The following is a 13,729-nucleotide window of genomic DNA, read 5'->3' on the forward strand; positions in this document are numbered from 1 at the left end:
GTTGCCATCGTTTCTCCTATCGGGTTGAGTCCATTCGTTATGTTGTATTCTCATGTAATATACTGCAACCCAAGAGGTTTGCCTCTGTTTTAACTTTAATTTTACCTGTTATTTCACGGATTTAGGTCCATCTGATCGGTTTTTTCTTCCGGGCGGCCGGATATGCCGCCGGAACTGCTTTCCGATTATGATAGCGCCGGTCCGGCCGTTTTGCAAGCTCCCTCCGCCGAATTTCGCATCGGACCGGCTGCCGTCTGGTTCAGTGCAGTATCACCCGTTCGGGGCCTCGGAGGTAGAGGAGCACGGGAGAGGCGGTCAGGGTATTTTGCGGAATCGCCTGTTTTTCGCCGAGATGGTTTACTGCTTCGGTAACGGTTCCGCTGATCGTCAGCGATACGGTTTCGGGAAGTGTCGGAGTCCAGATCGCCCAGACCTTTTCTCCGTCGGGCCGCACCCAGTGCACCATGTAGACATTCCCCCGCCGGGTCATGACCGGAATGGTCGATCCGGAGGGGCAGAGGTTGCTGAGAACCTGATAGGCCCGGAAGGCCGGCTTGGGTTCCAGATTCTTGCGGACGATTCCGAAATGCGCTTCGTGGTCGTCCCGCGCCCACTCTCCGGAACGGAAGTTGTACCAGAAGCAGCGTGAGACGCCGTTTGAGAACGCGAGCAGATAGGCGCGCGGCAGCAGTTCCGCCTGGCGCTCCTCCGGGGTGTATTCGTTTTCACCGCGCCTGGTGAAGACGATGACGTTCCCTTTGAGATCACTGTTGAGCTTGTAAAGAGCGGCGACCGCACCTCGGTAACCGTCAGCCCCAGCCTCCACGATCGGAAGGAACGTATCTCCCGGCTTCAGGTTGCGGTCGTGCAGGAAACGGGAAGCGGGGGCAAATTCGACCTTGAATTTCCCTTCGAAGACCGCTGCCGGTTTCTGGTACGTCTCCTCCCTCGGAATGCCGTCACGGGTCCACCAGGCGTCCCAGCCGATGTGGAGGCTTGTCAGGAGCGGCCTGCTGTCGTGCTGGATCAGTTTGACGAATGCGCCGTTGCCGTCGAGCGAGTGGTCGTAGTAGAACGGCAGTCCGGAAGGCAGCAGCAGCGTACCGCCCCGTTTCACGTACTTTACCACCTCCGGAAAGTATTCGACAGGAAAATCTTCCCCTCCGGTCGGCATCAGAACCGGGTATCGGTACACATCCAGCCGGGCGATATCGTCCAGGTCGATATGCTTCACTTCCCGGAAACTTTTCAGATGGCGGATGGCGACGTTGATGCCGTGACTGAAGCCTCTCCGGTTGTCGTCAACAATGACGACCGGAGTCTCCGCAACGCGCAGTCCGATTTGTTCGAGCGCATGGGGCAGCACGTCGCTGACGAGCGAGGTCCCCTGGGCGGTAGGCCAGCCGATTTCCGTGATCCATATCGGTTTGTCGGCGATTTTGTACTGGTTCATCAGTTCCTTCAGACGCGCCAGTTGCGGAACGAGCCGCTCCGGCACATCTTTGCTGAAGTAAGGATGGATATTCATGACATCGAACCACGCCCCCGCTCCGGCTGCAAACGACTCCTCGATGAACTCATACGGTACACCGGAGGTGCCGCCGTAAAGAACGGTCAGCTTCGGGTCGATTTTTTTGATCTCTTCCCAGGTGCGTTTCAGAAAGGCTGCATAGGTTTTTCCGTCAGGCTCCGGCCCGAAACTGTTGAGATTCTGTTCGTTCCACACTTCCCAGTACCGAAGTTGCCCGGCATAGCGGGAGACGATTTTGTTCACATATTCGCGCCACGCTTCTGGGTGCTTCCAGGCAGGAGACGCCCAGGGGACTGAGTAGTCTAGAATGGGCAGGATGTTCATCTTTTTCCGGGCGGCGGTTTTCATCAGGTCATCGAGGTGCCCGAAGGTCCAGAGAGCATTCTGCCGCCGATGGACCATCCCCCAGTCGAAGTCGGTGCGGACATGGGTGATGCCCGCTTCACGCATGCTGTCGAACTCCTGCGCCGCGATGGGGCGTTCCACGTCGCGGCTGACGTGGGCGCAAATCCCGTACGGTTCTTCCAATACTGCCGGTGCGGCCGACAGCGACAATCCGGCCGCTGCTGCGACGGCGCTTATCCATCCGAATCTTCTGTTCATTCCGTTGTTTTACTCCTGATAGGGTTGGGGAAGGGGCGTCTGGTCAGAGCGTCAGTTCGGTTCCGTCGGCTCTTCTGACCTTTTTCACTTTCATGGGGGAACTTTTCAAATCATTGACGTTCATCGTTTTGACATGTCCGTCCCCGAAGGCGGTATTGAGTCTGTCGCCATGTCCGAGCCAGAGGAATTCAGTTGAACCGAAGGCGGCGCAGTTTCCTTTCAGACCGGTTCCCGCCATCTCGACGCTATCCGCCAGAACCATGGTTGCAGAAGGGCGCCGCATCTGGCCGGGAAGCAGGTAAAAGGTATGGTACGGAATGCTCCGGGCGAAATCTCCCAGCTCCGGCTTCAGGTTGGCTGTGTAATGGTTGCCGCCCTCGATATCGTCCGTCCAGCTGCGGTAGATTCCATACATGAAATAGAAATTGCCGCTGCCGGCCGGATTGATTTTTCCGGCGGTGCCGTTCATGGCGGGACACTCGAGCACCGGGCCGCGCGGAAGGTAGTTCAGGAGCGAAAGCCGGTACCCCCAGGTCTTGCTGCCGCCGCCGTCCTGAATGGTGCCGGCGATTGCTCCGTAGTCGTCGGCGTACATCAACAGCGCCGTCATGCACTGTTTCTGGTTGTTGACGCAACTGCTGGTCCGGGCGCTTTCCCGCGCCCGGTTCAGCGCGGGCAGCAGCATTCCGGCGAGAATGGCGATGATGGCGATCACTACCAGCAATTCGATCAGGGTGAATTTCGATCGGTTCATGATTTCTGTCTCCACATTGCGGTTGTTGTCTTTTCGATGGAAAAGCGATTTAACTGGTATAATTATACCGGATGTACACAGATTAAACAAACTGTGTCATTTTGATTTTGAGATATCATCCGAAAAAAGAAATTCAACCGGAAATTTACAGGTGGCAGCATACTTCCCTTGACAATTCTCCGTGACACAGTATTGTAAGAACTGTTTCAGAAACGAGCGGAGGGAGCGGAAGCCGTGTCACGTGATATTCAGCATCGGGCGGATCGCCTGTACGAAACGCTGCAGTCGGAGCTGGACCGTTTTGTCGTGTCGCAGCGTTTTTTCTCGATCCGCGAGCTGATCCGCCGGCACCGGGTATCGCGGCGGATCGTCGAGAAGGTGCTCGCAAGGCTTGAGAAAGAGGAGCAGATCAGGATCGAACCGGCCAGAGGAATCTTCGTCTGCGAGCGCAGGCGCAATACGCGCATCATCACGTCGGTCCATTACGACTGGCCGGCGGAGTATCTGCAGAAGCTCGATACGGCGATCGAGAAAGAGGTGAAGACGCATCCGGGGTGGGTATTTTCCCGCGCTTTCTTCAGCCCGGATTCCGAAATCCGCTTTGTGGAATTCCTGAAGAAGGTGCATGGGGACGCGATTTTGCTGATTCTGCCGTTTTTCCGCCTGGGGCAGCAGGAGATTGCGGAGATTCTGGGACTGCCGACCCCGATGATTTTCCTGGGCAACGATATTCTGTGCGAAGGCGTCAATGCGATCGATTCTCTCCCGGAGGAGGCCGGCATGCGGGCGGCGGAGTGCCTGCTCCGCAATGGACATCGCCGGATCGCGCTGATTCTCTCGGAGCCGCAGAGCGTCGGTTCCTGGCGGCGGAACGATGCATTCCTCGCCTACCTCCGGCTGCACGGGGTTTCCCCGCGGATCATTGACTGCGAGGTCCGCAGCGGGGAAGCCTCCTGCGCCAAGACGCATGACCGGATGACGGCATACTTCAGGAGGTACGGGGCGGATTTCTCCGGCTGTTTCGCCACCAGCGACTACTCCGCGTTCGGTGTGGTGAGCGCCTGCCGGGAGTGCGGTTACGGAGTTCCGGAGGAGATCAGCGTCATCGGAGCCGGCAACATTGCCAGCGCGGCCTGCTTTTTCCCGCCGCTCACCACGATCGCGGACGATCTGCCGGGCAGCGTCCGCGCCATCCGCGAGGGCCTTGAGGAGCTGTTCTGCGGCGGGCGCTTCGGAATCCGGACCGTACCGGCGGGCCTGATCGAACGCCAATCCGTCCGCAACCTTGCCGGCGGGGGCAAATAGCTTCCCTGCCGGGAGGAAAGGCACCGGATCAGGGCAGGATTGCGGTTTCGCCTTTTTTCAGGTGGAGCTGCCGTTCTCCTGCTCGGTAAATTCCGTCTTCCGGGGCGTTCACCGCACGGAAATGCGGATTGGCGTACACGTTGGCCGGCCGATCCGTGAAGATCTGTACGCCGGATAATTCGGCCATATGGCGCAGCAGGGGGGGCGGCAGTTCCGTCGTACCGCAGAAAAGCTGCGGTGCCGTTCCGGGGCGTAGAACCACGGCGGGCTTTCCGTCGCGGTAGGTCGCGAGGACGATGTCTCCCTTTTCCGGACGGACGGCCAGCCGCGGTTTCTGATCAGCGTCGGGGCCGAATTGGTCCGGCAGGCCCGCCCGCCTTCCGGCTTCGGTTGAAATGACCTGAAAGGTGCCTGCTTCGAGTTCTTCGACGGTGAAACCGGTCGTCTCCCGGACTGCCTGTATGGAGAATGTTCCCCGGTCAAGGTCGATGCAGCCCGGCGCCCAGCACCAGACGGCTCCGCTCTTCTCCGCAAGCTTTCGCAGACGCGTTCTCGTTATCCGGTCGAGTGCGTAGACCGAGGTGAAGAGGTTGAGTTTCGGCGCAATGCGTTCCGCGAGCAGGTCGTCAAGCAGGTACAGCCCGGCGGGAGCGCCCACCCGGTTCAGGGAGGCCCGGACCTGACTCGCCAGCGGGGCCGTGGTCGTCAGAGAAGCATCTTCCCCGGCTATGTGGCACATGGAGCGCTCGTCTGTCAGCAGCGCGATTTCGGGGCGGAACGGCGCGGGATTTCGCAGCAGCTTTTCCTCGATCGGACGGAACTCGTCCATGACTTTCCATAGGGACCGATCGTTGAACCAGCCGGTTCCACCGAGATCCATCCACCAGGTTCCGTAGTTGTGTGCTGCGGCGATTGCGAGGTTGCGCCGCAGCAGCAGGCGGCTCTCCTCCTGCGTGTGTGCGCCGTTCTCCCACCCCGGAGCACGGTTTCCGGTCCGGGCGGCAATGTGTGTACTGGTGTCGTCCTCATTGAACCAGAGCTTGCCGGAGAGCGTTACGCTTTCGGCGGGGCCCATTGTTGTACCGCCGCCGCCAAGGTGTCGGTCCTGATAGGATTGCGGACCAGCCAGGATGTCGATGTCGGGCGAATCGAGAATCTTCCGCAGCGCGTAATGGCCTGATGCGGCGGGACCGTTCGGAACCGCCGCGAATTCGAACGAATAGCCGTAGAAGAAGACGCAGAGCCGGTCCGGTCCGGCCGCTTCCCGGACGGTTCGCGCCAAGGCGAGAATCGTCTCCGCAACAGTATCCTGCTGGAAGAAGGCGAAGTCCAGCGCAGCGCCCTCTTCAGCCGGAAGGCGCAGCGCCCGCCCCGGCGTTCCACGACGGGTTTTTCTGTCGGGGACACTGGCTGTTTCTAGGCGGGCCGTCGGATCATTCCACGCTTTTCGCAGCCGTGCGTCATCCCGGTATTTGTTTTTCAGCCAGGCGCGCCAGGCGGAGAGGGTAGCCGGGTCATAGCCGTTCAGCGGCTTTTTCCAGGTATCCACGTAGAACCATTCATCGGTGTTGCCGCCGGCCGGATGGTAGCCGGCCATGCGGTCGGGAAAGCTCTTCTCGCAGTAGTCGATCAGCAGCCGGAGCGCCTCGGCGGCGTCTTTGCGGTATTTCCTGGAGGCGAGGCTGGGGGAGGCACCGCATCTGCCGTCGTCGAATTGCATCAGTTCGTCCGGATTCCGCCTGAGCCACCAGGCGGGCGGATCGAGCTTGATCCGGGGCAGCAGGTATGCACCGGGGTTGGCTTCCAGAATCTGGCGGCAGAAGCGGTCCAGTTCGGAATAATCCGGCCTGCCGCCCGGAGGAACCCAGATACCGGTGCATTTGAAGGAGACGATATTAACACCGGATTTCGCGGCAAGCTTTACCTGGTCCGGCAGCGCGGAAGGCAGGCCGCCGAGCAGTTGATGGTTGTCCTTCTGGCGGTGAACGGTCGGACGGAATGGGCGCGGGGCGTCTGCCCGCCCGCGGATCGTTACTCGGTAGCGGTGTCCTTTCGCGAACTTCAGCCCTGGCAGGTACATGTGAAAGCCACGCAGCCGGGGATCGGTCGTCATGTCGATCCTGAGGATGCCGGACTGGGTTGTGAAGTTCAGCGGCGGCTTCCGGTCGATTCCGGCGCTCCAGAATCTCCACTCGGCTTGGAATCCGTCATCGAACCGGCACGATTTGAGCATATTGCCGGTTGTCAGGTCCTCGATATCAATCCGGCTGAAAAAGACGCTTCCGGTCTCCTCGCCGAAGCGAAGGTGAAGCGCTCCGACGGAACAATCTTCGTATGCGGGGAATTCGAAGCTGGTAACGCTCCAGTCCGGCCGCAGCTCGGTACTCCCGGCGCTGTAAAATGTGTGCCCCCAGAACATGCGGCTGCGTACCGGGACGCCGTCCCGGGTCAGTTGCGGTACCCCGGAGGAGGATTCCACACGGAACGACGCGCCGGAAAGCGGAAACAGCAGCAGGGCGGACATCGCTCCGGCGGCAAAGAGGATGGTCGTCAGATCTTTCATATCAGATGTTCCTGGGAATGCCGTCGGGAGTGTAAACCTGCGTCGGCAGCTGCGGAATCCGGACGCCTTCGTTAAGCTGGTTCAACCGCTTCGCGTCCCCCGCCTCGGCATGGCCGTCGACGAACATCATATTGACGCGCCCGCGGGAATGGTATTCCGCCGGCATGCACCAATAGCCGCCGCCGAACATGTACTGAATGTACATGCGGTTGGAGTGGTTCCGCGATAGCGTATCCATCGCCAGCGGCAATTGCATGGGGTCGCGGAATCGCTTCACGAAAATATACTTGCCGCCACCGGTCGGATAGATGACGGCCTTTTCCGGCAGGGTACCGTCGTTCCAGCCGAGCCCGTACACAAAGTACCACGGGTGGGTTTCGCCGGCTTCGATCGGGATGGAGGTCGGGCAGCGGGCCGCTTTGTAGTAGTCTCCGAACTGCATGTAGCCGAGGTCGTTCAGTGCCCGGGCATAACCGTAGACCGCACCATCCCGGGTGGAGACCCACTGCCAGGAGATGATCTCGCGGTTGTCCTGCGCGTATTGGATCTGGGCGAGGCCGAGCTGCTTTTGCTGGTTCAGGCAGCTGGTGCCCCGCGCCTTTTCCCGCGCCCGGTTCAGGGCGGGCAGCAGCATTGAGGCAAGGATGGCGATGATCGCAATCACGATCAGGAGCTCGATCAGGGTAAAGGTTTTTCTGCACATGGGGCGGATCGTCCTTTCTGTTGATGCATCTATGATTACGGTTTCGGCGTCAGATCTTTGACACTTTCGCGTCCGATGACGTGGTGGGGGAACGAAATCCGGCGTTCGTCCGGTGTTTTGCGCCCGGCGGCGATTTCTACTGCCAGCTTGCTCATGGCCATGAAGTCACAGTCGATCACCGTCAGGCGCGGGTGGACATAGCGGCAGAAGGTACGGTCACCTTCGCCGATCACGCTGACCTTGTCCGGCACGCGGATCCCGAATTCAGCCAGCGTCTGGTGCGCCACGAGGGCGCAGGCGCCGGAGGTGACGATCAGTCCGGTCAGCTGCCGACTGCGGATCACGTCGAGGTTTTTCTCCAGTTGTTTGCGCGTTGCGTCGAGAGAGCTCTCCCACGGGCTGATGCCGGAAGAGAAAATCTGTTCCGGAGGCAGTTCCACCCCGGCCATTTTCAGCCGCCGGGAGACTCCCTTCAGTTGAAGCTCGTTGGCATTGTTGGCTGGTTCGCTGCGGAGATAACCGATCCGCCGGTGGCCGTTTCGCAGCAGCACTTCCGCCATCAGTGCGCCGCCGTCGAGGGCGTCCGGCATCAGCCGGTAGATGTTGTTTGGTGCATCGTCGTAGAGCATGGAGGATTCATAGAGCACGATCGGCATATTCAATGTGCCGAGTTCCCGAAGTTCTTCGGCGGAGAGTTGCCCCGCGCCGTGTTTCAGGATCACGCCCGCGCAATTTTTCCGGCTTCGGGCGAAATCTGCGATTTCGGAGGCGTGCGTTTCGCGGTTGAGCTTGCAGTTCACCACGGCGATATCGTTCTGGCGGCAATACTGTTCGATCATGTAGACCTTGCTCCAGATTCCTTCGTCCGGATAATCTGTGTAGGCTACGACGATTGTCGTTTCGCATTTGGTCTGCGAGAATTCCGTACGGCCGATTGCGGTCGGCCGGCGATTGACGGTGATCCCGACTCGCGGACGGCGTATGATCATTTGCTGATTTTCCAGCTCCGTCAGCGCCCGGTTCACGGTCGCCATCGAGACGCTGAACCGCTCCATCAGTTGCCGCACTGAAGGCATGCGGTTAAGCGAATGCGGTTTCCGGATCTCTTCGAGTAGAAAATCTTTCACTACTTCGTATTTTAATTGCGCCATGTTCTCATTGTCCCAGCATAAGTGTTGTCTGTGTATATTATGATCCATTTCCTGTAAAAAGTCAAGACTGTATCGAAAAAATAAATAAAATTTTAATATAGTAATGTTGCGATACAGGCAGGCGGATGATATATTACCACAAACCGGAAAGGAGCGGTGGACTGAAATGAAATCGGATTTTGTGGTTCTGTGGGAAGCGCATCGCGGCGGCGGAGGGCGTGAGTTACCGGAAAGTACGCCGGCCGGCTTTGAATACGCATGGCGTCTCGGCGGCGTTCCGGAGGCGGACGTGAATGTGACGAGCGACGGCGTTATGATGAGCCTTCATGATGGCACGCTCGACCGTACGGCGCGCGTATTGAAGGAAGAGTGGAGAGGGAAACCGCTCTCCGGGCTTCTGAGCAGCGAAGTGCGTTCCGTCGATATCGGCAACGACATGTGGCCGGGTCAGCACGTGCCCGCCATCGATGAGTTGCTGGCCCGTTTGCGCACGGATCCGGCCAAAGAGATCATCATCGATTACAAGGCGGCTCCCCTCGGGCGGCTGGCTGCGCTGATCCGCGCATACGGCGTGGAACGTCAGGTTACGTTCGCCACCACCGATGAAACCGTCGCGGCGGAATTCCGCCGCCTTGCACCGAAGGTTCGGATCAAGATCTGGATCGGCGGTCCGAGGGAGGCGATCCTGCGGCGATTTTACGGGATGGCGGAGCGAAATTTCGGGGGATTCGAACAGATTCAGCTCCACCTGGCTCCGAAATCGGGACAGGAGTGGCCTTATGCGCTTGCTCCGGAGGAGATCCGCTGCGCTCTGGCATTGACAGAAAAGGCCGGTGTCCTGCTGCAGCTCTTCGTCATGGAGTTCAGCCGTCGGGAGCTGTTTGCGCTGCTCGACCTCGGCATTCGCTCTTTCGCGGTGGATTATCCGCACCGATTCACCATGCTGATGGCGGAGTATGAGGCGCTGAACGGCTGGTCCGAATTTTGCTCGAAATCCGATGAGGTTGAAGAAAACCATTGAACTAAAGTGGATTATGAGGTTTTTTCTTGCCGGTTTTCTTCCGGTTCGCGGGTCCAGACGGTCAGGCGCGCGAGGTTCTTCCGGTTCGGGAAGAGGAGCGACGCGAGCAGCGCGGCGGCGAGAATGAGCGCGTTGACGAGGATCGTGGTCCAGTATGGATGGACGGTCAGTCGCCACGTCTCCGGCAGGAGTTCGAAGGTGTTGAGCATCAGCCAGCCGTTGAGGACGAGCCCGAATCCGACGCCGGTCAGCAGCGCCGCGTTGCCGACCCGCTGCGTGAAGAAGCCGAGCAGGTAGATCGCCAGCATGCCGCCGCCGAAGATCGAACCGAGGATCAGCGTGAAATCCGTCATGCTCTCGCGCGGAATGAAGTCGATGACCAGCGCTCCGGCGATCATGAGCGCGCCCGAGAGCCACGAGAAGAACTTTGCCGCGCCGAGCGATTCCGCGTCGCTGCAGTCCCGGCGGAACCGTTTGACGAAGTCGACGGTCGAGACGGTCGAAACCGCGTTGACTGAGCTCGACAGCGTGCTCATGGCGGCGGCCAGACAGGCTGCGATGATGATTCCGGCCACGCCGGGCGGCGTCTCGTGCAGGATGAAGTGCGGCAGGACCGCGTCGGCCGGAATGCCCTCCGGCAGCAGTTTCGGGTAGACGTGGTAAAACGCGAAGAGGCAGCTGCCGACAAAGAAGAACGACAGCCAGGTCGGTACGCTCATCACAGCGCAGAGCAGAGTCGCCTTGCGCGCCTCGCGCGTGCTCCGGGCGGCGAGATAGCGCTGGACCACGTTCTGGTTGCTCGTGTATTCGGTTCCGAAATTGATGAATCCGAGTATGATCATGACTGTGAGCGTACGCTCGCCGAAGCCGGTTTCGAGCGGGCCGAGGCTGAATTTGTCGAACTCCGCACCGATGCGGAACACATCCGCGAACCCCTCCGGCAGCCGCAGGACGACGAGCGCCACGCAGAGCAGTCCGCCGAGCAGCAGCACGATGGTCTGGGCCACATCGGTCCAGATCACGGCCTCGATACCGCCGAGCGCCGTGTAGAATACGACGACGATCCCCCCGGCGAGGATGATCCAGCCGATGCCGACACCGAGCATTTCAGCCAGCGGAATCGATACGAGATAGAGCACGGTCGACAGCCGGAACTGCTGCAGCAGTACAAAGCTGAAGGCGGCGTAGAAGCGGATTGCGCCGCCGTATCGTTTCTCAAGGTACTCGAATGCGCTGACCGCCGCACCCTGCCGGAAGAACGGGATGATGATCCATGCCGCGAGCAGCGCGACGGCCGGCAGCGTCAGGTTCGGCACGAGCTGCCGGTAGTCGAGCACGAAAGCCGCCGCCGGCAGCGCGAGAAAGGTGACTGAGCTGATCGAGGTCCCGAGCATCGAGAGCCCGACTGCCCAGCCCGGGAAGGCGCGGTTGCCGAGAAAATACTCCTCGGTGCTGTTGTTGCGCTTCGAGAAGAAGACGCCCATCGCCGCCATTCCGGCGAGGAAGAGCAGCAGGATGAACAGGTCGGCGGGCCGGATCATTTGCGCTCTTCCATTTCACTGCTGCCGATACAGTTCCGACTGTCGGTGATGCTGAAGAACCAGGCGGTCGCCCGGGCCGGGATTTCTGCTCGGACAGTCCGGTTTTCGCGGTCGAGCGCGGCCGGTGCGGTTTGCCAGCGGCGTCCAGTCCAGTCTCCGGCGTCCTCGGTGTAGTGAAACTCCGCCTGTTTCAGTGGTACGCTACTGGTGTAGACGGCACAGTCGCTTGTCCGGGAAAACAGGCGCGGCAGCGGTTCGCCGTTTTTCGCCATCGCGTCGGCGAAGACGGCGACTTCGGGCGGATCGCCGCTCGGCGGATGGGCGTGCCCCATCCGGATACGGTAAGCGGTATGGCGAAGCTCCGGCTTGACGAGGCGGCAGGTCTTCTTCCAAGAATCGGGACGGAAATGTTTGTCCGAAACCCAGTTGCAGAAGAGGATCGGCACGGTGTTCCCCGCGAGGTACGAGGCGGGGTCCCAGAGCAGCGTCCAGCGTTCAACCTGTTTCGGCGTCAGCCTGGCGAATTCGGTTTGGCTCCATGACGAGCTTTCGGCGAGGAAACCGCATCCGTAAACCATTGCGGCGAACCGGAAGCGACTGTCGACGCTGACCGCGAGCTCCCCGATTACCGCGCCCCAGGAGATTCCGGTAACTCCGATCCGTTCCGGATCGATTTCCGGGAAACTCCGCAGCAGCGTATTGGCGCGGATTACCGCCCCAACTGCGTGATACGGCCATTGCTCCTGCGGCGGGAGGTCGATGTCGCGGAAGATACGGCTGAGGCCGGGTCCTCCGTCGGGATGGCGGATGCTTCCGTCGCTGCCGGAATCTCCGTTGTTGGCCGGTACGCCGCCGTTGGTGTCCATGGCCAGTACCGCGTAACCGCGCTTGACCCAGAGAGCGGCCCAGTAGCGGAATGCGGTTCCGCCGCCGCCGTGGATAAGAATGACGGCGGGCAGCGGCTCTTCGGCTCCAGCCGGTTTACCGTACCAGGCGAAAACACGGGTCGGCTTGCCGCGGTACGGCAGCCCGTCGTAGAAGATGCCGCGGATTCCGTCGGTTCCGGCCGGTTCATAACCGGGCGCGGTGCTCCAGTTGGGGAGTGCGAAGAGCGCCTCACGATTCGGCAGCTCGGCACTGCCCGGGGTCAGAACAAGGAGGGCGGCAAGGCAGAAGAGCAGTTTCATTTCAACGTCTCCATCGGAATTCGGGTGATGCCGATCTGCTCCTTGGCGATGCTGTACACCAGATAGATAGTTCCGCCGCGGCTGATCGCCTGAAAATACTGCGCTCCTGCTTCAGCCGGTTTGCTGATGCCGGGTATCGCCTTGTGTCGTTGGTATATCAGCAATTTTGTCCGGTCAAATACCCGGCCGTCTTTCGACCATGTGATGAAGGTATTGAATCTCTTCATGTCGCTGCCTGCGATCCAGACGGTGCCGTCCGGCAGCTCTCCGGCGGCCGGCATGGCGGTGCCGAACAGATTGGTTTTGACGCCGGGGCTGTAGGCTTCGTCCGGATGGTTTTTCTCGGCTGCATAGTAGGTAGTCGGGTCGAGCAGATTGTCGCGGATGGCCACACTGCTGCCGTCCGGCCGGAGGAACTCGGCGTGGTGGGCGAGCCCGTTTTTGCCGTTCGCGGCCAGTTTAGCGGTCCCGGGTGCATATTTGGGATAACGCTGGAAACGGATCTGTTTCCCCGTCAGCGCCTGTCGGAAATCCAACGGAGATTCTTCCAGCGGCTTCGCGGTGTCATAGGGCGGGTTGAAGGGACCCATCTTCTTGCGGATGGTCGGCGTGACCTGCAGTTCGGCCGGGGCGCGCTCACCCGAAATATAGAGCTCGGAGGCTGGGAGGAGACGGCCGTTTTCGAGCTTCCACTCCTGTACGAAGTGCATGAGTATCCAGTAGATGTCGAACCGGAACCGGGCCTGACGGGTGTGACGGTAATGCTTGTCCGGTACCGGGCTCCGGTTGGCGCTGTGGTGGTAGAGCATTGAATCGGTCCAGCCGTCGCAGAGCAGCAGCCGGCCGCGCAGGAACAGGCGTCCGCCGATCAGTTGAAGCGTGCCGTCCATGAAGGCGCCGGTGATCAGGTCCGAATCGTCCGAAGCCGGGCGGCGTCCGGCTGGCATGGCGGGCGGGGCGAGTTCGACGATCTCTTCCGGTTTCCCCCAGTCGATCCGGCTGCCGCCGTCGCGGAAGGTGCCGACCCGGGCGAGAATCCGCTGGCCCGGCCCGTTTTCATCCTGCACATGGTTGGTCCAGTAGACGATGACGTATTCTCCTGCGACCACGAATTGCTGATGGTGATTGTAGGTGCCGTGCAGCACACTTTCGTAGACTCCGCCGGTTTCGGGCGAGGCGTTCGAGGGTTTCGGGTCGTAGAGCAGTTCCGAAGTGATTCCCTCGAGAGGTTCCAGCCCGAGGCCCGGCTTTGACGCATCGAACGAAGCGGGGGGGCGCCACTCGATCGGAGAAGGCGGTTCCGCCGCAGCGATGCCGGCGGCGAGCGCGAACGGTGCGAGAAGTGCGGTCAGTCGTTTCATCGGCAATCC

10 protein-coding genes are annotated in these 13,729 nt (G+C 60.4%); 2 read left to right on the top strand and 8 right to left on the bottom strand.

All coding sequences use genetic code 11. The annotated features are described in order from the left end of the window. Window positions 1-259 precede the first annotated feature (259 nt). Window positions 260-2,134: a glycoside hydrolase 5 family protein gene (locus FYJ85_RS10265; RefSeq protein WP_154418330.1), complete on the bottom strand. Its 1,875-nt coding sequence runs from the start codon at window positions 2,132-2,134 to the stop codon at window positions 260-262. A 43-nt stretch (window positions 2,135-2,177) separates the two neighbouring features. Then, the gene (locus tag FYJ85_RS10270) at window positions 2,178-2,888 is read right to left on the bottom strand and encodes a type II secretion system protein (protein WP_154418332.1); all 711 of its coding nucleotides are present in this window, start codon (window positions 2,886-2,888) and stop codon (window positions 2,178-2,180) included. 234 nt (window positions 2,889-3,122) lie between these two features. Here FYJ85_RS10270 and FYJ85_RS24295 point away from each other — a divergent pair, with 234 nt between their 5' ends. After that, the gene (locus FYJ85_RS24295) at window positions 3,123-4,193 is read left to right on the top strand and encodes a substrate-binding domain-containing protein (RefSeq protein WP_154418334.1); all 1,071 of its coding nucleotides are present in this window, start codon (window positions 3,123-3,125) and stop codon (window positions 4,191-4,193) included. A gap of 28 nt (window positions 4,194-4,221) precedes the next feature. Here FYJ85_RS24295 and FYJ85_RS10280 read toward each other — a convergent pair whose 3' ends face one another. From FYJ85_RS10280 to FYJ85_RS10290, 3 genes are read right to left on the bottom strand one after another with little or no spacing between them, the layout of a single operon-like run. Continuing rightward, on the bottom strand, window positions 4,222-6,756 hold the full coding sequence (locus tag FYJ85_RS10280) for a beta-galactosidase (RefSeq protein ID WP_154418336.1): 2,535 nt from the start codon (window positions 6,754-6,756) through the stop codon (window positions 4,222-4,224). A gap of 1 nt (window position 6,757) precedes the next feature. Beyond that, window positions 6,758-7,459 carry a type II secretion system protein gene (locus FYJ85_RS10285; RefSeq protein ID WP_154418338.1) on the bottom strand — a complete coding sequence of 234 codons (702 nt, stop codon included), beginning with the start codon at window positions 7,457-7,459 and terminating at the stop codon, window positions 6,758-6,760. Window positions 7,460-7,494: 35 nt separating this feature from the next. Further along, window positions 7,495-8,610: a GntR family transcriptional regulator gene (locus FYJ85_RS10290; protein ID WP_206213097.1), complete on the bottom strand. Its 1,116-nt coding sequence runs from the start codon at window positions 8,608-8,610 to the stop codon at window positions 7,495-7,497. A gap of 166 nt (window positions 8,611-8,776) precedes the next feature. Between FYJ85_RS10290 and FYJ85_RS10295 the strand changes: the two genes are divergently transcribed. Further along, window positions 8,777-9,631, top strand: coding sequence for a glycerophosphodiester phosphodiesterase family protein (locus FYJ85_RS10295; RefSeq protein ID WP_206213098.1), 855 nt, complete (start codon window positions 8,777-8,779; stop codon window positions 9,629-9,631). 11 nt (window positions 9,632-9,642) lie between these two features. Here FYJ85_RS10295 and FYJ85_RS10300 read toward each other — a convergent pair whose 3' ends face one another. The 3 genes from FYJ85_RS10300 to FYJ85_RS10310 are packed head-to-tail and all read right to left on the bottom strand — an operon-like array spanning window position 9,643 to window position 13,720. Continuing rightward, on the bottom strand, window positions 9,643-11,172 hold the full coding sequence (locus FYJ85_RS10300; RefSeq protein WP_154418344.1) for a sodium:solute symporter family transporter: 1,530 nt from the start codon (window positions 11,170-11,172) through the stop codon (window positions 9,643-9,645). Beyond that, on the bottom strand, window positions 11,169-12,359 hold the full coding sequence (locus FYJ85_RS10305; RefSeq protein WP_154418346.1) for an acetylxylan esterase: 1,191 nt from the start codon (window positions 12,357-12,359) through the stop codon (window positions 11,169-11,171). Before FYJ85_RS10305 ends, FYJ85_RS10300 begins: the two co-directional genes overlap by 4 nt. Continuing rightward, complete coding sequence (locus FYJ85_RS10310) at window positions 12,356-13,720, bottom strand: hypothetical protein (RefSeq protein WP_154418348.1); 1,365 nt, start codon at window positions 13,718-13,720, stop codon at window positions 12,356-12,358. Before FYJ85_RS10310 ends, FYJ85_RS10305 begins: the two co-directional genes overlap by 4 nt. Window positions 13,721-13,729: the final 9 nt, after the last annotated feature.

This window comes from Victivallis lenta, from assembly GCF_009695545.1.
GTDB lineage: Bacteria > Verrucomicrobiota > Lentisphaeria > Victivallales > Victivallaceae > Victivallis > Victivallis lenta.